The organism is Haloprofundus sp. MHR1, from assembly GCF_005155585.1.
GTDB lineage: Archaea > Halobacteriota > Halobacteria > Halobacteriales > Haloferacaceae > Haloprofundus > Haloprofundus halophilus.
In genome coordinates this window covers 310,341-334,173 of record NZ_CP039833.1, presented here as the reverse complement: position 1 = coordinate 334,173, position 23,833 = coordinate 310,341, and the positions used below count along the sequence as shown (strand labels likewise).

Below are 23,833 nucleotides of genomic sequence, written 5' to 3'. Positions count from 1 at the left end.
TCCTCCGTTAGCGTAGCTATACATCTGAATCACTGCTTTTAGCTGGTTGAGTCGAGACATCACTACAGACGTACTCATCAGTGAGGCCCACCGAATGAACATCTCCACCAAGTGTGGCCTCTATGTGCTGTTCGAGCGAGTCACCGGAAGCAGTGCCTACAACAACGGTCAACTCGGAGTGGCCATTACAGGTCTGGCCCCTCTGATTCCGAAGGAGGAGCGGCGACCTCGTTCCGACGTACGTCCTCTGATCATCGGGGAGGAGAATCAAGTCGTCTGGTTCTTGAGGTATCGAGATATACGGGATGCCAGCACCATCTATGAGCTCGTCGTTTGTAGCTGCATTTGGGGCGTCTCTGTAGGTGATATCATACACCCACGTTGGTGCAGTCCCTATGTTCTCAACGGTAACAGCGAGTTTGCTAAGGTCACTGATTCGGTCTCCTCCGCGGTATTGAGTGATATCGACAATGCGAATATCTGGAACCAAATCAATAACGCGTGATGTGGTGTCCTGGTCGCTGACAGCCACCAGTTCGTGCTGACCTGGTGTGTAATGTTCGTAGGTGCCTAGTCCTGCCCGAATATCGAGGACCCGAATCCGAGCTGTCGTCTCTCCCGTCGCAACACCTGTTTGTGCGAACAGACTCCCGTCTGGCCCAATCAGATTGAGTCTCGTGACCGTATGGTCATCTTGCAATCGAACAACCAAATACGGACCCTCAAAGGAGATGTCACGAAAGACCGAATCCTCAGGTACGCTCGTAGGCGTCGCCCCATCTGCGGTGTCGCTATCTTGGGTACACCCAGCAAGGGCAGTAATGCCGAGAACGCCTGCTTTGAGCAGTGTTCGACGAGACACACAGTGGGCCTGCATCACAACCGCCTCCAAGGAGGCCACACATGCCAGCCCGTGATTCGGTCGATGAAGAACACACCCAGCAAGAAGAGCGACACCGATACCGCGACTTCATAAAGCACTGAGAGCATCGACTGCATCGGCCCCCGGACGTACACTACATCAGAGTCACCCACATACCCAGGCACCGACCGCCACCAGTGACCCGGTTCGTACCGCGCAGAAACGCCGCCTGCCGAGTGTGAGAGCGTCGTCGTCACTGTTCCGTTGTTACTCGTGTTCACACGCTGGTCTTCTAGAACGACGTAGCCCTCTCGACTGAGCGTGTTAATCGGCTCGCCCGTCTGTGCATCTCGAAGACGCACACGAACGGTAACGGAATCCTCAGTCGTGTTCAGGACCTCCAGCGTGAGTTCGCTTTCATTGATTGGGACTGTCGCAAAAGACGATTCGCTCGCATCGACTTCGACACCGCGGACGAGGCCGTACGCCGTCACTGACGTGAGATTATGCTCTGTGGTCGTTGTTCGAGTCGCAATTCCGTAGCTTGCGGTATACGGTTCGTCGATAGTGTCCAACAGGACCGTCTTGGGTACGGTCGGTGGCTGTGTCTCTATACCGTAGGTTTCCAGAATCGTCACTGTCCGACGTGGAGAGGGTGTTGGACCGGTCTCGATTGGAAAGGCGTTCACTTGCAACGGATGCAGCGAAGAATGTTCGACCGTCTGACCCTCATCCGTGCTCGTGACGAGTGTATCCCACTCTGGGTCTCGTGCGGAGTAAAAGCGCCACACACCACGGACGTCACCATTTGGCAGCGAATAGCCAAGCCACGGCTGATTTTTGTAGACGACGAGACCCAAATCGCCGTTTGGATACACCGCTCGATAGCCCGAGATAGTGAGGTCGTATGCGACCACATCGATACTGTCACGGACGACCTGCGTCTCCGTCCGGCGTTCACGCTGAATGTCCCATTCGAGACAGGCCCCTCGTGCATCGCGAGCAGTACAGACAGACACGCGTCTTTCTACTGTGACTGCGATTTCTGCGACGAGTGTGAGTGAGTGGAGTTCGTCTGTCTGACTAGCTAGCGAGTAGGGTAGCTCAGGTGTGTGAGTCCCGGATGTCGTAGATTCAACTTCGCCATTGACGAGCAGTCGTGTCTCGACGATTTCATGGTCGACTACCTCCCAGTTCGTCCGTCGATCACCATGTGTCGTGTTCGCTGGCACAGCCACGCGATAATCAACGGTTCCAAGGAGCGTTCCATTCGAGGCGACGTACAGCGGTTGGTCAGACGGTGATAGTCGCGCCCGCGTTGAGGGCTGGACTGCAAATATCTCGGTGTATGCGTCTTTGACGAAGCGTCCATTACTGAGCGTCGCATTCGGTGGATGGATCGACTGAGTTGCGTCGGTCTGTGGGAAGTCCTGTAAGTCCCCACGATTCCACTGCTCGACCGCTTCAGGTGGCGTGTCAAGTGGGATGTCCGTTCCCGCAGCGAGTGTACACAGTTCTGCTGACGACTCGTTCGAGAGATCTTCGAAAGCACTGACGTTCGAGACATCCTCATCACCTGCCCACAGCGTACAGTAGGTCGTCTCGTTGAGTCCGTGGTCGGATTTGTTGGATGGATGGGCAACTGACATCGACGGAGTCGTCGCCAACGTGAGTGCAAATACAGCCAGTGTGAAGACGAGGATGCTTCCAAGCGGCGTAGGTCTTAGAACGCGCAACTTGCGCCTCCAGAGACGACTTCGGTGAGAAGGAAGCCGATAATCGCCGTTCCGAGCGGGGCGACGATGACTCCCCAGATGACGGCTTGGTTGCGAGCTTCTTTGAGTTCTTGCTTGAAGTCAGCCCGCCGTACAGTCGGAAGCGCGACCGTCGTACCAAGTGCGATTACGCCACCGACGAGTGGCCCACCAAACTGGATGAGGGTAAAGAGATTTTTGATTGTTTGTGCCATGTCCGTATCGCAGAAGGCAGCCCCCGTTTCCTGTGCAAGGGCCGGTTGTGACCCGATTAGTACGACAAGCGCGAAAGCGCTCACCGTACGGGCAACGGAAATCGAGACGTGATTTTGGAGAACGGAGGCGCTGTACCTTCGTAGACCGTCGAATCGACGTCCGGACACGGACAACGGGTGTTCACCACTGCAGATACTGTTGGAGAGAGATCTACCAAACATCATACCCAAATTCGAAACGACGGGTCGATGTACTCACCTGTCGCAACGCAGTGGTAGCCGCTGGAAAAGCCGTTATAAGACACTCATCCTTTTGACCTTTCTTTCCCTCCGCCTTTTGTGTCGGGTATTTTACTGTGGTTGAGTAGATTGGATATGAGATATCGAAGCGGTGGGTCTGACACCTCTCGGTACCTCTGGTAGTGCGCCTCTGCCCACGCTATCAAGTCCGCATCACTCCCAATGATCATCTCCGATTGGAGTCCATCTCCAAAATCTACGGAATTCCTTGGATTGGATGGCGCGACTACGACAGTATCGCCGTTGATGATGTCGAGTTCAACGGGAAATTCGTCGACTTCGGGAACGACGAGTAGACGTACGTTGGTAGCACGGATAGCACGATGCACGATATCGCGATACCGGTCTTTCTTCGGGCGGGTATAGAGCACAGGTCCCGTTATTAGTAGCTCGTAGGGGACGCCGGATTTGATGACTGGATAGAAAATGGCTGCACGTTGAGCCGAACTACACGAACGAAGACTCCGAACGTCATCGACACCGGCAGCTACGATCTTTTGAAGCGCAATCATCGTCCGATCTGGGGCAACTGGTTCATCGATAATTTGCTCGGCTGTTGTGAGCGACTCAAGTGGGAAATCGGCGATTCGGTCGTCACAACAGCAAAAGAAGATTGTATGTCGACGAGCGATGCGGACGCCGCTCATCAGTGAGTCGTACGTAGCGAGCACGTCTCTCCCAGCGGTTGTGAGGGTATACTGACCAGTTGAACGATCTCGCGTGACTAACCCATGGTCGAGAAACCCAGCGATTGTCCGATGAACCGTCGACCGTGACGGATTCGCAGACCCACGGGCGAGGTCAGCTTTTCTTGCAGGATTCGTTCGAAGTCGTCTGAGCAGTGTCGGCCGTAGAATCGACCGCAAAAGATACGAGAGACTCGAATCAGAATCGCCAAATTCGTCAGCAGTAGTTGTCACGTCGATGTGATGCAGTACGACCGCCCCGAACCCCGTTACTTCGTATCCATCATAGTCGGTACCGTCGTTCGAGATGAAGTGCCATTCGTGGACAGGGTCGAGTAGTCGGTAAATCGTGGTTCGGTCGACGTCGAACTCGTCTGCGAGTGTCTCAAAACTTGCTGGCTCTTCGCTGAGTCGAGTAAGAACCACGTACGGGATAACATCCCCTATCGATTGCGCACCAGCCAGATGTGCCAGTATGTCGTGGTCGGACACAGCCATCGTGAGAGTCGCAGGGAGACTCCGACGAATAAGTCCTTTTGCCGACGACAAGATGGTTTACGCCGAAAACATTACTCAGAGACAGATACGAATCGATCGCGTAACAGCGCTTCTCGGTGCTCGAACTGTTCTGCCCTTTCACGCACGTCTCGGCCAATACGTCCGATTTGAGCAAGCGCAACTTGGCTCTCCAATCCGGTTTGGCCGTTTTGATCGGTGTCGGCCTCAGCCTGCTGTTTGAATGTCTGCTCTACGGTGTCTATGGTCGCCTCGGGATTGAACAGAATATCGTTGGCCGTGCGGACGTACCGGTCAAGCGATGCGCCCTCTTTCCCACTGAAAAAGTGCGTCAAGGCATAGGTCGCTCCGGAATGTAGCGTCCACATATCGATGTCGAGTGGGTCAGCGGCTTCACTTCGTGCATCGCTGGCTGCGTGCTTGGCCAAGTACTCCGGTAAGTCTAGCAGTTCGTAGAACTCCACCACGTCGAACGGCATCGCGGTGAAATCGACGGTGATCTCGGTCGCATCTTCGATGAACGCGAGAAGATCGTTCGCGACGAATCCGAGTTGTTCCATGATGATTTCCCACCACGCGTAGAAGTCACCAACCTCGCCGACGTGTTTGACCGTCTTGCGGTCAGTCAGTCGGCGAATCGAATTCGCACAGTAGTTGTCGCGGGCAAAGCCCTCGACGTACACCGCGTGGCCGCCGAAATAATCGTAGCCCGACGTGACGCCCATCGTAATCGGGTCGTTTCGCCCAGGGAGTTCGACGGAGAGGCCGTCGAACAGAATATCCATGTGGACTTCGCCGCCTCCACGGTACTGTCGTATCTCACCGAAGACGACGTCGGCTAGCGGGTGTTCGCCGAGAGTCTGTTCTCGAAGTACATCCGTCAGTGGGGCGTACACGTCGGTCGGATTGATGACTGAGTAGCTGTCCGTTGGAATGTGAAAGAGCGGGTCAGACGGTGTCTCATCGCTGGCTTGCGAAGCCAGTCGAGTTGGTTCGACAATCGCGTTGTGTCGCTCCGTCTGAACCCACTCGTCGGTGTATGGGTTCTTGTACGCAACGTCGCTGGTAATCGCTCGTGGGAGATTTCGAATCGCCTCAGCGAATGAGACCGGGTTGTCGATTGTCGTCTCTCGCGCATACCACGCAGGAAGCTCAAAATCTGTTCGGCCGTCGACACCTGCGAAGACAGTTGTTGTTTCTGGGGTTCTCATTTCGATTTCCACGGGCACTCGAATTGATGCGCCCGCACCCGTTGCGGGCGCGTAAAAACTCTCTCAGATTTCAGTCGCTCATTTGGCTCTGTTGGAACCCTCAATCACTGAGAGATTAGTGAGACAACCATTCGCGACCTGGTTTCACCTTTGGGAGACCGTCCTCACTTGTCCCACAGGGACGCTATTCGGTCTTCGATTTCGTCGAGGACGAGTCGAAGCACGTCGCGATAGTCGGTCGGCCACGAGGCGTCGTTGCCAGGGGTAGGGGCAGCTGGTGGGGGATGGAAATGATTCCGCGTATTGTGGGGATTTGGATGGCGATCCCACCGACACTCCCAGGCGCGGTTAGGATGCACTTCTCGATAGTGAATTTTGAAGCCATCATTCGTATACCAGCGAACGGTCAAAGTCGCCTCCTCGACGAGTTCGGGATAGTACGATGATGCGAGTGTGACCTGGAGTTCGAGGTGGCCATTTGTATCCGTGATCGTTGCCTGTGCGACCTGAGCCGTCGCTTGGAGACGTGTCTGAAGAAATTCGAGTATTGGGCGGTCGATAGGCGCGGGGCTACGTCCGTCTCCTGTGGGCGGTGCCATCGATACGGCTACCCAGATGCCTGCTCAGTCTCACCACTGGTGCGTTGCTGGCGTGCACGTTCATAGCGTGTGCGCTCCTCGCGAGCGGTCGCCCAGTCGCCGAGGTCACTATAGACGTCGTCGATAGTCCGACCGTCGCGTGCCTCTGCAGCGTCGACGGCGTCGACAGCCGCTGGCGTCGTAGCATCGTACGAATCTTCGTACTCGTCGATACGCGAGGTTAGCTCTCGGACACGCTCTTGAAGTTCCTCGATAGAGTGGGTGACTGCGAGTTGATTGACTTGCCGCCACTCGAAGTAGGCGTCGTTGCGCTCGTAGGTGACTGGATGACCATCGTGGTGTGTGACGACGCCTAGTTCGCTAAACCAGCCCAAGTACTTCCGAGCGGTCTTTGGGTCACAATCTGCTCGTTTGGCGATGGCGCTCGCTGCGGTCGGCTCGCGAGTCTGGAGGATAGTCCCGTAGACACGTTGCTCAACATCGTCACCGCGAAACGCGTCGTCGAAGGACGGAGGCTTATCTGGAGACTCGCTATTGGACATACTCATTCTTGCACGGCTACGGATATAATTCTTGCTTCGGGGATATTATTCCCGGATAGTGCGAAAGAGCAAACTCGGTGGGTAGTAGCCTGTTAACCAACAAAAGCGAAGCCTCTTCAATTGGTGTTGGTTAAAATACTCACTGAGAATTAGAATTTTGATTCAGGTGTGCTCTCGGTGTTTGGGTTACAGTTACCACGCTCCTCCCTGAGCTCACAGTAACGTTCTCGTACTGTCGTAGTCGCTACGCCAGCTAACCGAGCGATCTGTGTCTGCGTACAATAAGCGCCGAATTCACGACAGGCGAGATACAGACACCCCGCAGCAACGCCTGATGGATTGCGTCCGTTGGTGAACCCTCGCTCTTCGGCTATTCTCGCGAGTCCCAAAGCTCGATACCGAACCTCGTCTGAGACCTCACACTCAGACGCGAATCGAAGAATCAAATCTCGAATGTCGACTGCTGGAATCTGTAACCCAAGTTCGGCGTTCAATACCCGGTACCCTAACCGGACCTTCTGTCGGGTACACAGTGCGACCTCAGCTACCTCACTGATTGTCCGAAGCGATCCTCGGCATCGACACGCCGCATATACACTCCCTGCGGTCATCGTCTCGATCGAACGTCCGCGAATGAGGTTTTCTTTCTGGGCAGCACGATAGATGGTACACGCCTCCTCACAGACCATTCGTGGCAACTCGAGTGCAGCGGTTATTCGGGTGATTTCGCCACAGGCGTGAGCGAGGTTCTGTTCTGCTTTCGTTCGCCAGCGTGCTCGGCCGTGTTGGTGACGGAGTCGAGAGATGTGTCGACGCTTCCGCCCAGAGAGGATATTGCCCTTTCCGTCCTTCCCAAATCCAATCTCAGAAGAGAGCCCCCGGTCGTGACGCGCAGGCGTCAGTGGTGCACCCGTTCGTTTAGGGTTCGTTTCATCGTCAGTAAACGAGCGCCACTCGGGGCCGTGGTCGAGTCGATGTTCGTCGACGATGAGCCCACACTCGGTACAGCTACTCTCGCCACCTTCGGTCACAAGTGTACCCGAACACTCCGGACAGGTCGTCGCAGTCGTTGTTTTGCCACTCTCTTCGTCGAAGCCACTCTCGTAGATGTCTCTCAGCGACATAGTTCACTTTGAGGCGATTAGTTCCGAATCGCCCCGCACCCGTCAGGGGCAGATAAAATTCTCTTGAACTCTAAGTGAGAATTCACCTCCTGTTGAGAGGTCAAGTTCACTCCTGTAAGGGAAGTCCGCGTCGTCCTGTACGAACACACTCCCAACACGGAAATCCATTGGAGAGCTGTTCGCAATCGCACGATGACTCATCTGTCTCGTACCTCGTAGATGCCCGCACAGAGCCACCATCGGCGAGAGCCTGCATCTCCACGGCTGCATCTACAACGACGCTACGGATTGCAACGGCAACTCGATGTTTGCACGCCCCGGGATATTTTTCGTCTGCAGGACACTCACAGGCGATAGGAACGCCGTTTTCGATCTGGACTCGGTACTCGTGGTTCTCTGGGTCGGTGTAACGCTCGTTGCGAACGAGGACGTCACCATCGAGAAGTGAGAAGCACAACGGTTCGTACTGTGCTCGATCGAGAACGCGACCAGACGGTGCCAATTTCGACAGTAGATGTTCGGTCATTGGGTTTCAGCGACGCGCTCGGAGTGAGCGCCCCGCACCCCTGAGGGGTGGATAAACTCTCTTTGGTTACCGCGTCGCGAACACTGAAGTCTGAGACCACTGAGTTATGGTATGACTTGGCAAATCATGCCACGGTTCGAGAGCTACGAACAGGCCCGACGGGAGTTCGAGTGGGCGCTTCCCGACCGCTACAACCCCGCGACGGACTTCCTCCGAAAGCACGACGACCCAGAGCGCGTCGCGCTTCGGTACGAGAACCCGGACGGCCCGTCGGCGAACCTCACGTTTCGTGACCTCGACGACCGCTCTGACCGCCTTGCCGCCGCCCTCGCAGCGCTAGGTATCGAGGCAGGCGACCGTGTCGGCGTCGTCGTCCCCCAGAAGCCCGAGAACCCGGTCACGCATCTCGCAAACTGGAAACTCGGGGCGGTGTCCGTCCCGTTGACCGTCCTCTTCGGTCGAGACGCGCTCGAATACCGACTCGTCGACAGCGAGGCCAAAGCGGTCGTCGTCGACCCCGCGGTCCGCGACGAAATCGACGCAATCAGTGATGCGTGTCCCGACCTCGAACACGTCGTCGAGCTCGGGTCGAACGTCGAGGGAGACGCACACGCCTTCGACGACCTCGTCGCATCCGAGAAGCCTGGCATCGACGTGTACGACTCGACGCCGGAGACGCCGAGCGCCATCATGTACACGAGCGGGAGCACCGGTCCGCCGAAGGGCGTCCTCCACAGTCACGCACTCTGGCTTGGACGCGCTGCGGCCGCCTACAACTACTTCGACCAGGGACTCCACGACGCGACGCTGTGGACGCCCGCCGACTGGGCGTGGGGCGCTGCGCTCGGTGGAACGCTGTTCGCAGCGCTGCACCACGGCTGTACTATCGTCGGGTGGCCGCGGGAGGATTTCGACCCCGAGGACGTGTTCGATTTCATGGCTCGCCACGGGGTCACGAAGGCGTTCATGCCGCCGACGGCGCTGCGGATGTTGATGTCCGTCGAGAACCCCACCGAGAAATACGACCTCGCTCTGGAGACGCTCGCGGCGGTCGGCGAACCGCTCACACCCGAGATTCTCGACTGGGTCGACGAGACGTTCGACGACGTGCCGGTGAACGAGTTCTACGGACAGACGGAGCTCAATCTCGTCGTCGGCAACAGCTCGAACTGGTTCGAGGCACAGCCCGGCAGCATGGGCAAGCCGCTTCCCGGCTACGACGTGGCCGTCGTCGACCAAGAAACCCGCGAGAGACTCCCGACGGGCGAACCCGGCGAGTTGGCCGTCCGTCCGGACGACGACCGCGTGTTCTTCGACGAATACTGGGGCTTACCCGAGAAAACGGCCAACAAGCGACTCGACGGTGACTGGTTCCTGACCGACGACATCGTCATGCAGGACGACGAGGGCTACCTGTGGTTCGTCTCGCGCGCCGACGACGTCATTCTCACGAGCGGCTATCGCGTCGGCCCGATGGAGGTCGAGAAGGCGATTCTCCGACATCCGAACGTCGAGCAAGCGGGTGTCGTCGGTGTCCCCGACGAGACGCGAGGCGAAGCGATCCAAGCGTACGTCCAACCGACGAGCGACGCGTTCGACGAGGAGACGCTCCGAACGGAGATCGAGGACTTGGTCCGCGACCGACTCGCTGCGTACGAGTATCCCCGGCACATCGAGTTCGTCGACGAGTTACCGACGACGTCGACGGGGAAGATTCGCCGACTCGACTTGCGCGAAGAATCTGAGAAGTAAACAGCATCGAACTGGCCTCCTTTCACGCCCGAAGACGGGGTATGCACTCGATTCTGTATCACGTTCCGAGGCAGTTTACACACAACGGATACGGTACTCAGAATTAGGGTACTTTCAAATACCGTATTCTGAATTACCTTAGCAGTACGTTTTTGCTGTAGCACACGAATATCTCAGCATGGAGTTCGTCGACCGGAATGCAGAACTTGGCCGGCTCACCAAGCTATACAACTCTGATCAAGCAGAGTTAGCGGTGATTTATGGTCGTCGCCGATTAGGAAAGACGGCCCTCGTACGCCAATCTCTCACTGACTACGAGGACGCCATTCTGTTCCAAGCAAAACAGAAGACGAAGGAACTCCAGATTCGAGAGTTCGTCGATACGGCCGAAGAGTCCTTCCCTGGTATCTCGCGTATCCGCGAAAACTGGGACTCATTGATTGGATATCTAGCAGACCAAGACGCCATCGTAGTGCTGGATGAATTCCCATATCTCATCGAAGAAGAACCCAGTCTCCCCTCAGTCATTCAAGAATTGTACGACTATGGTGTGGACGAGTCCGCACTGACACTCGTGTTAGTCGGCTCGTCAATCAGCATGATGGAAGACGCAGCACTGTTAGGAAACAGTCCGCTGTATGGTCGATGCTCTGAAAAACTCGATATCACCGAGCTGCCGTTCAATGCAGCAATGAGCCTCTATCCCGATAGCTACAGCCCCAGCGAGCAAATTCTGCTGTGGGCTGTATTCGGAGGCACTCCCTACTACATCGAAGAAGCAGCCACGTACAACACCATTAGCGACGCAATCGAACAAACACTCCTTTCATCACATTCAGCTCTTCACAACGATCCCGACTATGTACTCCGGATGGAACTCAGCGAACCGACACGATACTTCTCTATTCTAGAAGCCATCGCCGGTGGAAACACCACTCTCAACGAAATCGCACAGGCAAGTGGAGTCGACTCAGATCAAATCTCTCGGTATATCGACCGCCTCAAGCGGCTTCGTCTTGTCGAACGAGAGGTCCCGATTACGGAGCGGCCTGAGAAGTCCCGGAGAGGCCAATACCGCATCGTAGATTCGATGTTCGAGTTCTGGTTCCGGTTCCTCTATGGAACGCCTATTCAGTACGACCAGCTTACGCCAGGTGCATATGACACAGTTGTGGAACCCAAGATGAACGACTTCGCTAGCGGGACGTTTGAGACGCTTGCCCAACACGCCCTTCGGGAGCTCTACCCCTCATATACTATCACTCGAACCGGACGATGGTGGTACCAAAACCATGAGATCGACGTCGTCGGGATCACTAACAGCGATGTACTGCTCGTCGGAGAGTGCAAGTTCCAGAATTCGCCGGTCGGGTACGATGTATTGAGTACGCTCGAAAGTCACGAATCAGAGCTTCGTTGGAACCCAGAACAAGGTGGTGAGCGCAAATGTGAGTATGCCGTGTTCTCGAAAAGTGGGTTCACAAACTCGCTGAGAGAAATCGCTACTGAACGTGATGACGTCTCGCTGTTCACTGCTGAAGATGTTGTGAATGCGCTTTAGTGAAGCCCGATGTTTGACACGGCGCGTGCGAGGCGTGGCCCCGGCCACGACCGCGCGCGAGGGGCGTTCGAGCGAAGCGAGAACGACGGCTGGGGAGGAAGCTGGCGTCCAGAAAAAGGCTCTGTTGGAACCCCCAGTTAGTGATCGAAGTATCGTACAGGATACAGAGCATACATCCATTGCTGTCGGCAAAGGGATCGACTCCGAGATCTACCCGCTCGTTTCGATTGGCTCTTCGTCCGACGCTTCCGCCTGGTACTCGACGAGAGCCTCGAAGCCGCCATAGGCCATTCGGGCAACGTCGAACGGCATCTCGATCTCGTCTGCTCCCTCTATCGCCTCCATCTCCTCGTGCACCGCGGCGTTGACCTCGTCGCGGTGTTTTCGGGACTCGTAGACGACGAACGCAAATATCACCGTCTCGTTCTGGTCCGCAGCCACGAGGTCGGGGAACGTTGCCAACTCAACGTCCCCCATGTCCGGAGCGAGGTCGTCTCCGACACACTCGAAGTACTGAAGCGCGCCGTGATCGATCCAGATCTTTCCCGCCTCCGCCGCCATTTCACGGTACTCTTCGATCTTGTCACTCGGGACCGGCAGCACGTATCCATCGACGTATTGGCTCATGAACTGCTCACCGAATTCTATTGGTCGCCTGAGGAGAAATCGTTTGCCGGCGATTCGAGGTTGGGGTGTCTAACTCTCGATGGGTTCCTCGGCTGACGTTGCTTTCCGGGCGCTCCCGTCGGGTGAGAGCCCGAGTCGTCGCTTGTGTTCGCGCATCGGAACCATCTTCGCGTACTTCCCAATTCCGATAGGCGGGACGTTGCGGAAGAACGTCTCGAACGAGTCGCCGTCGACGACGTAGAGTTCCGCCCAGAACCCAAGTCCTCCGTCCGGGTCGACTTTCTCGTTGTACCACTTCCAAGCTGAGACGTGAGAGCCGTTTTGCTCGGTCGCGAATCGCTGGAGGTCTTCGAGCGACCGCCAGTACTGCATGGCAGCCCCTTTCCGGAGCCCAAGGAAGATCGGTGTGTACCCGAGGAACCCGCTTTTGGGGTCCGCCTCCAGCTCCTTGAACATCCTCGCGACCTTCCAGTTCGCCAGTAACCAGTGCGGGAGCGCGCTTAGCTTGTTGAGCCGTATCCCGTTGATGTAGATCACGAATCCGTCGTCCATCTCCGCAGCCATCCGCTCTCGGAATATCTCTGCCATTAGTATTCTACGCCACCGCAGAGCATAAACCAGATAGACGGTCTCACCAGAAGATTGGACTTGGAATCGTCGCTGACCGACTCGCGCCCTGTACTGAACGATTCAGTTCGGTAACGTAGAGCGCAGAACCGCTGACCGACTTGCGCGACGTATACAGCACGACTCTTAGAACAGGTCACCAGTTGATGCTTTCAACATGGTCTGGATTTTAAATCATCTTCGTGGTTTGGCACTCTTCATGGGGATTAGTTTCGAACGTGAGCGTGACAGGCTTTTCGCCGCACACGGTGGAAGATCGCGGCACAACCACGAGGTCTACAGCGGCGAATTGTCTACTTGTTCATCGACGTTTGGAGAATACGGTACCCGAGAATAGGGTATTCTGAAATACCGTATTCTGAGTTACCTTAGAATGAACCGCCTAGAGGTCAAGTGGCTATAAAGACTCTCGGTCCCTCGTCATGACTGAAGACCTTCGGTCTTCCAAACGACTTTGAGCCACTCGTTTTGTCTATCTGTAGAAGTAGTCGTCAAATCGCACGTATTCCGCAGGTCAATAGGTAGAGCGGAGTCACAGAGGGTGGAATAAGGAATGAATGTACGTGGCGCGTGCGAGGAGTGGCCCGCGGCCACGATCGCGCGCGAGGGGCGTCCGAGCGAAGCGAGGACGACGGCTGGGGAGGAAGCTGGCGTCCAGAAAAAGGCTCTGTTGGAACCCCCAGCTAGTGATCGAAGCATCGTACAAAATACAGAGAATGTATTCAGTAGACGGAAAATCCCAGTCGCTACTCAACGTGTAGCGTCGAAATTGATTTAGTAAGACAGGAGTAACACAAGCGTATGTCTGAAGCAACCACAGGATCAAACGGCGATGACGAAATCGTCACGGTGAATTTCAAAGTCACACAGTCGTTTCTCGACGAAATAGACACAACATGGCAGGGACGTGGGTTCAATAGCCGAAGCGAATTCATTCGCTACACCCTCCGAGATGCAACAGAATTTCCGACGTTCGACCGCGATGAACTCATCGCCCTCCTCCAGGCAGAGGAGGATATCCGTAACGGACAGACCATGAGCGCCGACGAAGCTCGCAAGCAATTCGGAACGGACAGCGATGAGTGAGGGCGACTGGACGTGGGAATTAGCATCGAACGCCCAGAACGACCTTTCGGCGCTGTCTCCACCTGAGCAAGAGCGGATACTGAATAAGCTCAACGAAATTGTCGATTCCCCGTGGCGCGATCCACCAGACTATGGTGAACCACTTCAGAATAGTCCGCACAAGAAGGTGCGCATCGGTGAGTTCCGCTTAGCTGTGACCTTCCGCCAATCCGAATACCGAATGGTAGTTGCCCGTATCAAACGTCGAAGCGGTGCCTACACCGCTGACGACGATTGATGCGACTAGCAGTCACATGCCTCCTAACCGACTTGCGACCTGTATGCAGCACGACTCCCGAAACCTGTCACCGATTGGGGGGTTTAACAGAGCCAGAAAAAGAATGGCCGAATTAGCTATTCAGCCCACCATTGCTCACCTTCGGGGAACGATATCGACGACCAGCCCGTCAGTGCAACCGAGCACCGACCCTGATACCAATTTCGCGCTACATTCCGCAACACCACCTGGTCGCCTTCTGCCATCATCGGCACGTTCGACTTCTCCCATACCGTGAACTTCGTTCGCCCGCTCTCGTCTTCGATAAGCCCAACCTGCTGAATCGCTCTGCTCCGTGGCTCCCACAACTGGGTTATCGTCCCAGAGATATTCACCTCGTGGCTTTGTACCTCCCCGAGTGCTTCGATTGGAACCACTCGACCGGGGTCGGTCCGAAACTCCTCGAACACCCCGATGACTGCGCTCATCAACTCACACCCGTCGACGACGCGCTCGGCTACTCGTCGACTAATCGCTGCCTGCGACCACCCCGGTAGCTTCCCTGCCAATCGCGCTGCTTCCCGGTTCACAGCACCCAATTCGTTACACGATAGCTGCTCACGAGGATCTACCACATCCGGGTCCGCCCATGGGTCTACGCTCGCCGCTCGCTTACAGAACGCACGTCGACGTTCGACGCTTCCACGCACTGCCACTCGTCGCGTCCGCGCTTCCCGGTCCGACTCCTGTTGTCTGTCGAACCGCACTCTCGTCTGTCTGAGCTCCCACTCTCTCGCCTCGATCCGTTCTTCCTGTTCGAGCGTCAGTCCACGCCGCCGCGTCTCGTAGTGGTCGGTGTCGATTCTCGCCCGAATCTCCATCTCCACGGTCGCTCTGAGATTCCGTTCGCGTTCTGCAACCTCGTCGACGACCTCGAAGCCGTCTTCGTCGAAAACGCCCGTGTTCTCGAACTGACCATGTTCACCGCGCTGTCCCGCAACTTCATTACCGATTGCGTTCTTACTTGCCATTGGTCTTCACTGACCGAAGGCGTTTCACGACGCCCGACAACCGCGACTCCACTCGCGGTTTTCTACACAACCACACCGACTGTTTCTCGACAGAGACGTCTGCACGCGCCGCTTTGCGCCTTCGCTTCGCGCCCGGGGCGCGAAGCGGCGCGTGCGGAAAGAATCAGCCAACCAGCTACGCGCGCCGCCCCGCCCGCAGTGAGCGGCCAGCGGAGTTAGCGTGGCGGTCCGGCGCACCCACGGAGCGCACGGACCGACTGGCTAACCCGCTGGCGTCCAACTGGACGAGCGAACGGAGGGCGGAACAGGCGGCGAGCGGGGCGTGCCACGGCTGAGAGACAAGACCGGGGTTCTGAAACGACCGAAAAGAAGTGATTGACGTGTCTCTCCATCTCGAAACGGACCCCAACAGACAAATCCAGAATCTGACACATCCGTATGCAGATGTCCAAGAGCATTCGACTCTCCGAGAAATCCTATAATCGACTTGTAGCCCACAAAGAGGACGATGAATCGTTCTCGGATGTCGTGCTTCCTCTCGCTGTCGAGCGCTCTCTTTTCGAACTTGCTGGAGTTCTTTCGGACGAGCAGGCTGACGCCTTCGAAGACGCAATCGAAGAACGCCGCTCTCGCCGTCACGACGATCTCGAAGGAGTTGCAAAGGAAATACAAGAGTCCTGGAATGTCACCTGCTACGGCGTCAACTCTCTCTTACAATCAGTTTTTCTATAGTATATTCTCCTAACTTCAGTGCTAAAGACACATTCTCTCAGAATCGGTGAATGGAGAGTATGATGCAGCGATTAGTATTATGAGAGCCTCACCCCAAGATAGAGATATGAGACCGGAGACAGAGCCGGTACCTAAAGACGAAACCAACGTGGGTGATACAACGTCCGATACATGGCGTGCACTCCAGCGAGCAACTGACAAAAAGCGTGCAGACATAATCGCAGATATCGTCGGTCATCCGGTGGGCGCACCCAGCGTCGAAGAACTCGACTACATGAATCCGCCACTCAGCGACGACTCGATCCGTCGCCACCTCAACACCCTCGCAGACGTCGGTGTTATCCAGGTACGCGAGTTCGAGACCGGGAATCGTATCCGGGGGTACCCCTACCAGTTCTTCGAGCTCACTGCCGAAGCACGCGACCTGTTCGATCGCAATGGCCTCTTCCCAGAAGACGCATGGAAACGACAGTACGCCGCTGTCGAGAAGACGAGTCGAATCAAAGAGCTAGAATCGATGCCGCGCCCCGATAATTGACGAGGAGAGTGACGCTTTCTCCGTTCATTCTATAGACGAGGCAGGCCGAGTGCTGTGGGACTTGACCGGGGTAGTTCGCCGGCAAAAAGCCACACCCCCGACAATATACTTTCCCTATAATGCATACAAGCACTTCGGTGGTGTGAGATGCTGGTTCGTTATGGGTTGAGAGAATTGCCTGCGTAGTTTACAAAGCGCGTCGTGAAAACGGGAAGCCTCGGGGCTTGATCCCGAGGCGATCCACACAGATACGAGGTGGAAGCCCACGACTGTAGTCATGGGTAACTGACGAATCTCAATCGTCAGCGGTGTATGCACCACTTCGGTGTTCGATTCGATGGACTTCGAGAACGGACTCGTCGTAGTCGACGATGCAAGCAAGACGGTACTGTCCGATGCGGAGTTTCGAGAACGGGCCGCCCGTCAAGGGCTCAACGAAGTCGTCCGGCTCTCGCCACTCTGAGTCGATGATTTCGTCAAGCTTCGAGACGATACGGTCCTGGACGTGTGTCTCGAGTCCGTCGAATTGGGTCGCAGCACGCGGTGCGAACTTCCATGTCCAATCCCCCTCACTCGTCATCCGCGCCCCGATCCATCATCTCAAGAACCTCATCTCGTGAAACTAACTCCGCATCGCCCGACCGGATGTCGTGTTCGCTCGCCGCAATCTGCTTCCACCCTTCTCGTGAGAACTCGGGATGCTTAATGGCGTCACGAGCCGCGTAACGAAGGAACTCGCTTCGGGAATTGAACCCCTGTTCTTCCCACGTCGCGTCGATATCTTCGAGGAAGGCTTTGCTCAGTCGAAGGTTGATTTGTACCATCTCCGGCCCATTGTCGCCGGTCCCAGTATCAGCATCAGACATATACAATTGCTATACGTCTGTGTAGCATAAGGCTTTCTTGCAACTTCGTCGCGATACCAATCACGCGGCTCTCACGGCCCCAGAAAGAAGCCCACGCCACTCGGTCGTACTTCAAACATCGGTGCAGAAATCTGTTCTTCACCACGCTGTCGCCAGCGGCCATTCTCATACTGTTCCTCGCAACGCGACCACCGCACGCCGTGTATATCTGCTCGATACACGATACGATGTCTCTGGCCGTCGCGTGTTCGGAACTCGACGGTGAAACGATGCGAACTCATATCGCCCCCTCTGATCGACCTTCATCGGTCGGCTCATCAACGAGATACGTCGTCCCTGCGGACTCTGGAAGCGCTCTCCGCATCAACACCGCACCACAGAACTCACAGCACTGCAGTGATTCAGCCCCGATGAGGTACAGCGACCGGTCTGAGCCTGGATGCGCACACTGAGGATTGGACAGTGCTGGATGTTTTCTGCCCCTGAATCGAGAGACAATCGTTCGAAGTCGACCACCGATCTGTCGTCGGAACGTTGGTTGGTGCACTGAGTAACACCTGCACCCCCCGGGGGTGTGATAAAATTGGCAGGCGTATCGCGGTGAGTACTGCGAGATCACGCTGCAAACGCCAAAACACCGAGCAAGAGGAACCAACGCAAACCACAGGGTGGGGTCGAAAGGGGCCGCCGTGTCGCTTGAGCGAGACGTTCGTAAGACGTGTGCGTCTTGCGAGCCAATCAGAAACCAGCGGTCTCTGATGACGACGTAAGGACCGCAGCGAGTCGCAGCCAGCGACACGGCGCGGACTTTCAGAATCACAGAGTTACACTTCTCTTCTGGTTTCCGTCCAGGTCGCTCACGAGTGGTCATACCCTATAGTATGAGAAACTCTGAGACGTAGCCAGCGGTGCAAACGTCCTCACAGACGCGAATTCAGCGAACGCATTTCGGGAAAGAGAGGACGTTTCGTCTGTCTTCACACTGTCTCCTTAACGGGAGCACCGAGTCTGAGAGTACATTTCATGTAAACTACACAACCCTACTCGCTCGGCGCTGACGCGCCTCGCTTTATTGGGGTTGGGGCCATCGACGGAACAGAATCCCGGTGAGACTGCGAAAGGTCAGGCCCTCCATTGTTTTGATGTGAACTCCCAGCAATCAGGTCTCAGCAAGAGGCTGATACCCGTCGCCGTTCATCAGTCCACCATTTATACGCATGTTTACTGATGCGTCTACACTCTCCGACATAGGCAAGGAGTGCAGTCTGTGTTGTCGCTTCTGAACGTACCTCATACCAATGTTCTTGGCCGCGTTGTAATCCGCGTTCACCTTGTATCCGCATTTCAAGCACTCAAAGTGTTCTCCGTGACGGTTACCCTCGTGGGTGAATCCACAGTCCGTCCGAGAACAGCGTTGAGACGTGAAATTGGGTTTTACTCTCTCAACAGCGACGCTCTGCTGTGCTGCCTTATACTCAACGTACTCAACGATCCGTCGAAACGCCCACAGATGATGCCATTTAGCGAATCGAAGGCGTTCCCGGATACCATCAAGGTTCTCGAAGACAATCTGGGTACAACCAGTTTCAACCGCTTCTTTGACGATTTCGTTCGCTATGGTATGGATGTACTGCTTCCGCCACCCTTCCTCACGTTTTCCGAGTCGAAGCAATGCATTGTGAGCGGCCTGCGTCCCGCGCTGTTGCATCTTAGCACGCCGTTTTTCGAATTCGCGGCACCAGTGATCGTAGTCGTTGCCCTGCCAGAACCTCCCTGTTGAAGCGACAGCAAGCGAGTTGACGCCGAGGTCGATACCGAGGACTGTTTGGTGCTCAGTATCTGCCAGAACCTCAGAATCGTCTTCGCCGTCGCGGTCGTATCTTCGTGTGCTGATGTGGAAGTAAAACTCGTCATCTACTGCGTCGTACTGGAGTGTGCTTGTTCGGAATTCAAATTTCTCTGACAGTACGTACTGTTCATAAGGTGTTGGACTCTCTGCGGGGAGCTCGAAGTCGCACTCAACGCGTCCATTGACAGTCGAGAGAGATACTTTATTTTGGTAAAACGTTGCACTCCGTTTATCGTAGACAATGCTCCACGACGTGAACTCTGGTTGGCTTACTCGTCGCCCGTTCTTCCAGTGTTCGACGCACCCTTTTGTGGCTTGGACGGCGCGTCGAATTGCTTTTTGTACGAGGTTTGCCACGAGGTCGGTTTCCTCATGAAGTTCGTAATAGAGCGCACTACGGGCTTTCGTGTTTGACGTGACGCAATTTTTGTACGAGGTGTCGTCCCAACAGTACTCACTGGCACGATTGGCACAGTACAAGAACTGTCGAGCGGTTTCGTGGAGGTCGCTACGTCGTCCGTCAGGAACAACAATTTTAACGGGTGCGGTACGTCGGACCTCCATGACCGGGGATGTATCCGTAATGCTTTTTAAATTCAGACATCGGTCTGCTATTGAGCGAGGGTAGTCGCATCCCGTTTCGGCTCCCCCTCGGCTTACTCGCTCGCTTCTTTCGTTGCTTGAGGGTGTGAATGCTATCTCAAATCGTATTGAACTGCTCAGCTGTCCGCCGTTTGTCTCTTGGATTCACATTCTGTTGCAGACGCAGCCACACGAGTGCGGCCCATGCATACTCACGAGAATCTGAAGAAGCCGACGCTACTAGATGGCTGATGATACCGACCTCCCAGTACCGCTCGAACAGGCACGAACCTACATTCGCGTCCGACCAGCAGACGAATCGCTGAACCCAGAGACCGTTGCGACACACGTACGCCGTCTCCACCAACTCCCACAACAGCGCCACTCAGCAGGGATCAAACTCTTCGATCGCCCCTCACCGCCAACAATCGAGTGTCTGCTCATCTCTGAAGGAGCCGGTGAGGCGAGTCTCACGTATCTGTTCGGCGTCAACGAACCCGAAGCGACCGATACACTCGAACGCGTCCTCAGAGGGTTGTTTCCCGACTCGTACGAACTCACACGGACAACCCGAACTGCCGAGGAAATCCGAGCACATGGGTCCAACCCAGACTCAACGAATGAAACAGACGATGCGTCCGATTGCATCGCTGCTGTCGAGTACGAGGGTTGTGTCGAACGACCCCGAGATTGGCAAACGCGACTGACGCCCTTCAGCGAGTTCGAAGCCGGCGAGAGTAACCAGAACCAGAGTCAGAGCAAGACGCACACGCGAATCCCGCTTGCAGCCATCATCGAGACGATGGCAGCCAGCGACTGCTCGATTATCTACCAGACACTGTTACGCCCGAAACCGGATTGGACGGCTGCGGCCGACGTCCGACGAAAAGCACTCGAGACGAGTCAGGACACCCTCGGTGGCAAACTCTCGACTGCCGTATTCGGCCCACCAGACGACGACCTCCCGATTCCACACAGTGACGAAGCGAGACTCGACGAACTCGCGGTCCGTGAAACACACCGCTCGTTCGACGTGAACGCCCGCATCGCCATTCTCTCTCACGGTGAAGACACAAGTACTGCGGCCACGGCGATTGCTCACGAACTCGCCTCGGCGTTTGCGCCCGTCGGTCGAACGTCGTATGAACTCACAGGACGTGTTCGACGTGGCCACGAAGCCAGCCACCTCCTGACCGCAATCTGTGAGCGGACGTTCTACGCACCGACGTACACACAGTTCTCGAATCGCCTCCCGTGGCGCACTCCACAGAGTCGGGCAATCGTCGCCGACGCAACGGAGGTTGCGAACTTCTTCGCCGTCGATGCCAACGCGCTCACCGCAGCCGGGGTGCGTGCTGTTGCCCCGACGCCCGGCGAGCGGACGCCGTTGGCACAGCCACCGAAAGAGTTGCTCGCACGCTATCGCGGACAGGGGTTGCTTCTCGGAACGCCACTCACCCAGGATGGGACTGAAGCGACCGAACCGCTCACGCTCCCACCGAGTCTGCAGTCGTTACACGTTGGGTGGTTCGGCAAAACTGGCGCAGGCAAGACGACGAGTGCGAACAACGCCATCTTGCACAATCACAGCGCCACGTCAGGCGCAGACATCATCATCGAACCGAAAGGCGACGGGATGGCAGTCGATTACCTGACAGCACATTTCGCAAGATTCGGCACGCTCGATAACGTCATCTACTTCGATTGCGCTGAGGTACTGCCTGCGTTCTCATTTTTCGACATTCGCGATGAACTCGACGCAGGCGTCTCTCGGACGACGGCCGTCGAGGATACGGTCGACCACTACATCGAAATTCTCTCTCAAATCATGGGAACAGACCGCTTCGAGCAAGCCGTTCGCTCGCCCGATATCATCCGCTATCTCACGAAAGCGATGTTCGACCCCGTCAGTGGACACGACGCTTTTTCACACCGTGACCTCCACACGGCAGTCCGACAGATGCACGAACGCCAAGTGGCTCCTGCGGTCTCCGATGCCGATCTCGAACGGATGCTCGCGGGCGTCGTTGCGAATCGCGCACGGTCGTTCGACGAGATTATGCAAGGCGTGGCAAATCGAATCGAGAAAATCCCGCTTGACCGGCGTCTTGCGCGTATCTTCAATCACGTTGCCGTAGACGACCCAGACACGCCCGTTTTCGACCTCGCTCGCTATTTGAACGACGACGTCGTCATCATCTTCGATACGGGCGACCTCCGCAGTGAGGCACAGCGCGTCCTCACACTCGTCATCCTCTCGAATCTGTGGACCGCGCTTCGTCGTCGCTCGAAGCGCACACCGGACGGTGAACTCCCGCTCGTCAACGTCTATATCGAGGAGGCTGCGAGCGTCGCCGTCTCCGACTTGCTCAAACAGTTACTCGCCCAATCACGCAGCTTCGGCTGTTCGCTAACGCTGTCGATGCAATTTCCCGCCCAACTCCGTGCGTACGGCGACGACGTCTACGACGAGGTGTTGAACAATATCTCGACGTTCATCACGGGCAACGTCCCCGTTGACCGCCGTCTCGCTGAGAGACTCGCCACCGACGATATGGATGCGCAGGCAATCGGCAATCGGTTACGAGCACTCCGCCGTGGAAAGTGGCTCGTCCGCCTCCCGGCTGGTTTCGACCATCCGGAGCCGCGTCCATTTCTCGTCAAATCAGCTGCGTTGCCGCCCGGTGATCCGTCAGGCGACCACCCCTTTACGGCCGCCCAACAGGAGGCGTTCGAGGGTGCACTGACGCGATGTCGTGAACGAACGATAGCCGACTACGGACTGACGCTTACCCTCCCGAGTACGGCCACATCCGATGAAGGCGGTGCGGAGACATCGAATGAGACGGATGTAGACTCAGATACAAAGACAGAGACAGCTGCCTCAGATGATGGCTCATCGCTCCCACAGCAGCGAGTCGACTCTGCGCTTCCGTACACAAATCGGATGCCACCGACGGTTCGCTACAGTGACTCCATTCATGCGCTTTTCTGTACGGACTGTTACAATCGCTACGACCCGACCATCGAGGGCATGCAGCGCGCCATTGCGTGCTGTTTCTCACTTCGAGACATCGACCGCGATGACGTGCCGATCTGCGAGATAAACCTCAAGCTCACTCCTGAAGAGCGGGCTGTCTCAGGGTATACGGATACACAGCTGCTGTTCCTCCAGGCTGTGTATAATGCCCAGCAACTTCGATATACCCCACTCGAATACGATCTGTTACACGATTCGATGCTCCGCTTACAGGAATACGTTGGAATCGAGTCAGCGGCCGTCGAGAGTCTCATCGACGACGGACTGCTTCGACACGATACCGACCACCCACACCGTCTCTACTCGGTGACGCCCGATGGTCGAAGCGAAATTGGGGAAAGCTACCGTCAAGGCGTCGACTACGGCCACGGTGCAGGTGACCTCGAAGAGTCGAGCCAGCACGTCCTCGCCATCGAGGTGGCCCGACAGTACCTCGTCGAAGCGTACCTCGAAGACCCAGAGTCGCCTGTCGTCGACGTGATTCCGTACTACGATATCGATGACCGCCGTCGTCTCGACATCGCAGGCCTCGGTGCTGATGGCACTATCGTCGTTGCCGTCGAAGCCGAGCGGGTGAATCACGACATTCGCCGTGCCGTCCCCGAAGATTTCGATAAGATCGCCGACTGCAACGTTGACGACGCCATCTGGGTCGTCATGACTCAATCTGCAGGCCACGCAGTACTGCAAGCGCTCAACGACCCGCTCGAGGGCGACCCGCGCGTCGAGAAAACCTATGCGAATACGACCCCACCACAGCAGTTCCGCATCGAGACACCCGGGTTGACAGCGATGTATCCGGTCGAGTGGTTGCGCGACCAGTTATCAGAGAGCAATCGAGGTGGATTCTGAGTTTGCTACTCAGTCGTCTCTGACGATGAGTGTATGGCGGCTGAAACAATATGCAAGTAACGTCCCGAGCGGGTTAGTGACCCACGACTGAAGTCGTGG

At 56.2% G+C, this 23,833-nt stretch carries 22 protein-coding genes; 7 read left to right on the top strand and 15 right to left on the bottom strand.

The features are described 5' to 3' along the window. Positions 1–16 precede the first annotated feature (16 nt). From FCF25_RS01600 to FCF25_RS01560, 9 genes are all read right to left on the bottom strand, one after another. Entirely contained in the window at positions 17–532 is a 516-nt protein-coding gene (locus FCF25_RS01600; RefSeq protein WP_137047085.1) for a hypothetical protein, read from the bottom strand. 344 nt (positions 533–876) lie between these two features. Continuing rightward, complete coding sequence (locus FCF25_RS01595) at positions 877–2,511, bottom strand: hypothetical protein (protein ID WP_137047084.1); 1,635 nt, start codon at positions 2,509–2,511, stop codon at positions 877–879. A gap of 74 nt (positions 2,512–2,585) precedes the next feature. Then, positions 2,586–2,831, bottom strand: a complete 246-nt coding sequence (locus FCF25_RS01590) for a hypothetical protein (RefSeq protein WP_174786362.1) — start codon at positions 2,829–2,831, stop codon at positions 2,586–2,588. A gap of 305 nt (positions 2,832–3,136) precedes the next feature. Beyond that, positions 3,137–4,315 carry a hypothetical protein gene (locus FCF25_RS01585; RefSeq protein ID WP_137047083.1) on the bottom strand — a complete coding sequence of 393 codons (1,179 nt, stop codon included), beginning with the start codon at positions 4,313–4,315 and terminating at the stop codon, positions 3,137–3,139. Positions 4,316–4,386: 71 nt separating this feature from the next. Further along, the gene (locus tag FCF25_RS01580) at positions 4,387–5,544 is read right to left on the bottom strand and encodes a hypothetical protein (protein WP_137049334.1); all 1,158 of its coding nucleotides are present in this window, start codon (positions 5,542–5,544) and stop codon (positions 4,387–4,389) included. Positions 5,545–5,708: 164 nt separating this feature from the next. After that, the gene (locus FCF25_RS15995) at positions 5,709–6,143 is read right to left on the bottom strand and encodes a hypothetical protein (RefSeq protein WP_137047082.1); all 435 of its coding nucleotides are present in this window, start codon (positions 6,141–6,143) and stop codon (positions 5,709–5,711) included. Between the two features lie 8 nt (positions 6,144–6,151). Further along, the gene (locus FCF25_RS01570) at positions 6,152–6,685 is read right to left on the bottom strand and encodes a sugar-specific transcriptional regulator TrmB (RefSeq protein WP_137047081.1); all 534 of its coding nucleotides are present in this window, start codon (positions 6,683–6,685) and stop codon (positions 6,152–6,154) included. Positions 6,686–6,834: 149 nt separating this feature from the next. After that, complete coding sequence (locus tag FCF25_RS01565; protein WP_137047080.1) at positions 6,835–7,809, bottom strand: transcription initiation factor IIB family protein; 975 nt, start codon at positions 7,807–7,809, stop codon at positions 6,835–6,837. A gap of 106 nt (positions 7,810–7,915) precedes the next feature. Next, on the bottom strand, positions 7,916–8,335 hold the full coding sequence (locus tag FCF25_RS01560) for an SWIM zinc finger family protein (protein WP_137047079.1): 420 nt from the start codon (positions 8,333–8,335) through the stop codon (positions 7,916–7,918). 111 nt (positions 8,336–8,446) lie between these two features. On the opposite strand from FCF25_RS01560, the gene FCF25_RS01555 reads away from it, so the two are divergent. Together FCF25_RS01555 and FCF25_RS01550 are read left to right on the top strand one after the other, a co-directional pair. Further along, a complete protein-coding gene (locus FCF25_RS01555) occupies positions 8,447–10,087 on the top strand; it encodes an acyl-CoA synthetase (RefSeq protein ID WP_137047078.1) in 1,641 nt (546 codons plus the stop codon). A 178-nt stretch (positions 10,088–10,265) separates the two neighbouring features. Continuing rightward, positions 10,266–11,648: an ATP-binding protein gene (locus tag FCF25_RS01550; RefSeq protein ID WP_137047077.1), complete on the top strand. Its 1,383-nt coding sequence runs from the start codon at positions 10,266–10,268 to the stop codon at positions 11,646–11,648. 210 nt (positions 11,649–11,858) lie between these two features. On the opposite strand, the gene FCF25_RS01545 is transcribed toward FCF25_RS01550, so the two are convergent. After that, entirely contained in the window at positions 11,859–12,275 is a 417-nt protein-coding gene (locus FCF25_RS01545) for a DUF1428 domain-containing protein (protein WP_137047076.1), read from the bottom strand. Between the two features lie 69 nt (positions 12,276–12,344). After that, positions 12,345–12,863: a monooxygenase family protein gene (locus FCF25_RS01540; RefSeq protein WP_217353083.1), complete on the bottom strand. Its 519-nt coding sequence runs from the start codon at positions 12,861–12,863 to the stop codon at positions 12,345–12,347. 840 nt (positions 12,864–13,703) lie between these two features. Between FCF25_RS01540 and FCF25_RS01535 the strand changes: the two genes are divergently transcribed. Together FCF25_RS01535 and FCF25_RS01530 are read left to right on the top strand one after the other, a co-directional pair. Continuing rightward, positions 13,704–13,988, top strand: coding sequence for a ribbon-helix-helix domain-containing protein (locus FCF25_RS01535; RefSeq protein WP_137047075.1), 285 nt, complete (start codon positions 13,704–13,706; stop codon positions 13,986–13,988). After that, entirely contained in the window at positions 13,981–14,265 is a 285-nt protein-coding gene (locus FCF25_RS01530) for a type II toxin-antitoxin system RelE/ParE family toxin (RefSeq protein WP_137047074.1), read from the top strand. The genes FCF25_RS01535 and FCF25_RS01530 overlap by 8 nt, the downstream gene beginning before the upstream one ends. 116 nt (positions 14,266–14,381) lie before the next feature. Here FCF25_RS01530 and FCF25_RS01525 read toward each other — a convergent pair whose 3' ends face one another. Then, the gene (locus tag FCF25_RS01525) at positions 14,382–15,275 is read right to left on the bottom strand and encodes a DNA-binding protein (protein ID WP_137047073.1); all 894 of its coding nucleotides are present in this window, start codon (positions 15,273–15,275) and stop codon (positions 14,382–14,384) included. Positions 15,276–15,719: 444 nt separating this feature from the next. Here FCF25_RS01525 and FCF25_RS01520 point away from each other — a divergent pair, with 444 nt between their 5' ends. Together FCF25_RS01520 and FCF25_RS01515 are read left to right on the top strand one after the other, a co-directional pair. Next, the gene (locus FCF25_RS01520) at positions 15,720–16,007 is read left to right on the top strand and encodes an antitoxin VapB family protein (protein ID WP_137047072.1); all 288 of its coding nucleotides are present in this window, start codon (positions 15,720–15,722) and stop codon (positions 16,005–16,007) included. Between the two features lie 106 nt (positions 16,008–16,113). Beyond that, positions 16,114–16,545, top strand: coding sequence for an ArsR family transcriptional regulator (locus tag FCF25_RS01515; protein ID WP_117594459.1), 432 nt, complete (start codon positions 16,114–16,116; stop codon positions 16,543–16,545). Between the two features lie 295 nt (positions 16,546–16,840). Here the strand turns inward: FCF25_RS01515 and FCF25_RS01510 are convergent, their stop codons facing one another. The 3 genes from FCF25_RS01510 to FCF25_RS01500 form a co-directional block, all read right to left on the bottom strand. Beyond that, entirely contained in the window at positions 16,841–17,125 is a 285-nt protein-coding gene (locus tag FCF25_RS01510; RefSeq protein WP_137047071.1) for a type II toxin-antitoxin system RelE/ParE family toxin, read from the bottom strand. Continuing rightward, positions 17,115–17,411: a ribbon-helix-helix domain-containing protein gene (locus tag FCF25_RS01505; protein ID WP_137047070.1), complete on the bottom strand. Its 297-nt coding sequence runs from the start codon at positions 17,409–17,411 to the stop codon at positions 17,115–17,117. Before FCF25_RS01505 ends, FCF25_RS01510 begins: the two co-directional genes overlap by 11 nt. Before the next feature lie 1,159 nt (positions 17,412–18,570). Continuing rightward, the gene (locus FCF25_RS01500) at positions 18,571–19,824 is read right to left on the bottom strand and encodes an RNA-guided endonuclease TnpB family protein (RefSeq protein ID WP_137047069.1); all 1,254 of its coding nucleotides are present in this window, start codon (positions 19,822–19,824) and stop codon (positions 18,571–18,573) included. A 262-nt stretch (positions 19,825–20,086) separates the two neighbouring features. Here FCF25_RS01500 and FCF25_RS01495 point away from each other — a divergent pair, with 262 nt between their 5' ends. Continuing rightward, positions 20,087–23,734 carry an ATP-binding protein gene (locus FCF25_RS01495; protein ID WP_137047068.1) on the top strand — a complete coding sequence of 1,216 codons (3,648 nt, stop codon included), beginning with the start codon at positions 20,087–20,089 and terminating at the stop codon, positions 23,732–23,734. The last annotated feature ends 99 nt before the right edge of the window (positions 23,735–23,833 follow it).

What these genes read in the sequence shown, in the direction of transcription:
- FCF25_RS01500 (WP_137047069.1), bottom strand. Translation starts at nt 19,824, where the DNA reads ATGGAGGTCCGACGTACCGCACCCGTTAAAATTGTTGTTCCTGACGGA.
- FCF25_RS01555 (WP_137047078.1), top strand. Translation starts at nt 8,447, where the DNA reads ATGACTTGGCAAATCATGCCACGGTTCGAGAGCTACGAACAGGCCCGA.
- FCF25_RS01510 (WP_137047071.1), bottom strand. Translation starts at nt 17,125, where the DNA reads ATGACGAGTGAGGGGGATTGGACATGGAAGTTCGCACCGCGTGCTGCG.
- FCF25_RS01560 (WP_137047079.1), bottom strand. Translation starts at nt 8,335, where the DNA reads ATGACCGAACATCTACTGTCGAAATTGGCACCGTCTGGTCGCGTTCTC.
- FCF25_RS01590 (WP_174786362.1), bottom strand. Translation starts at nt 2,831, where the DNA reads ATGGCACAAACAATCAAAAATCTCTTTACCCTCATCCAGTTTGGTGGG.
- FCF25_RS01595 (WP_137047084.1), bottom strand. Translation starts at nt 2,511, where the DNA reads ATGTCAGTTGCCCATCCATCCAACAAATCCGACCACGGACTCAACGAG.
- FCF25_RS01540 (WP_217353083.1), bottom strand. Translation starts at nt 12,863, where the DNA reads ATGGCAGAGATATTCCGAGAGCGGATGGCTGCGGAGATGGACGACGGA.
- FCF25_RS01525 (WP_137047073.1), bottom strand. Translation starts at nt 15,275, where the DNA reads ATGGCAAGTAAGAACGCAATCGGTAATGAAGTTGCGGGACAGCGCGGT.
- FCF25_RS01515 (WP_117594459.1), top strand. Translation starts at nt 16,114, where the DNA reads ATGAGACCGGAGACAGAGCCGGTACCTAAAGACGAAACCAACGTGGGT.
- FCF25_RS01550 (WP_137047077.1), top strand. Translation starts at nt 10,266, where the DNA reads ATGGAGTTCGTCGACCGGAATGCAGAACTTGGCCGGCTCACCAAGCTA.
- FCF25_RS01535 (WP_137047075.1), top strand. Translation starts at nt 13,704, where the DNA reads ATGTCTGAAGCAACCACAGGATCAAACGGCGATGACGAAATCGTCACG.
- FCF25_RS01505 (WP_137047070.1), bottom strand. Translation starts at nt 17,411, where the DNA reads ATGTCTGATGCTGATACTGGGACCGGCGACAATGGGCCGGAGATGGTA.
- FCF25_RS01570 (WP_137047081.1), bottom strand. Translation starts at nt 6,685, where the DNA reads ATGTCCAATAGCGAGTCTCCAGATAAGCCTCCGTCCTTCGACGACGCG.
- FCF25_RS01495 (WP_137047068.1), top strand. Translation starts at nt 20,087, where the DNA reads ATGGCTGATGATACCGACCTCCCAGTACCGCTCGAACAGGCACGAACC.
- FCF25_RS01565 (WP_137047080.1), bottom strand. Translation starts at nt 7,809, where the DNA reads ATGTCGCTGAGAGACATCTACGAGAGTGGCTTCGACGAAGAGAGTGGC.
- FCF25_RS01530 (WP_137047074.1), top strand. Translation starts at nt 13,981, where the DNA reads ATGAGTGAGGGCGACTGGACGTGGGAATTAGCATCGAACGCCCAGAAC.
- FCF25_RS01585 (WP_137047083.1), bottom strand. Translation starts at nt 4,315, where the DNA reads ATGGCTGTGTCCGACCACGACATACTGGCACATCTGGCTGGTGCGCAA.
- FCF25_RS01520 (WP_137047072.1), top strand. Translation starts at nt 15,720, where the DNA reads ATGTCCAAGAGCATTCGACTCTCCGAGAAATCCTATAATCGACTTGTA.
- FCF25_RS15995 (WP_137047082.1), bottom strand. Translation starts at nt 6,143, where the DNA reads ATGGCACCGCCCACAGGAGACGGACGTAGCCCCGCGCCTATCGACCGC.
- FCF25_RS01545 (WP_137047076.1), bottom strand. Translation starts at nt 12,275, where the DNA reads ATGAGCCAATACGTCGATGGATACGTGCTGCCGGTCCCGAGTGACAAG.
- FCF25_RS01580 (WP_137049334.1), bottom strand. Translation starts at nt 5,544, where the DNA reads ATGAGAACCCCAGAAACAACAACTGTCTTCGCAGGTGTCGACGGCCGA.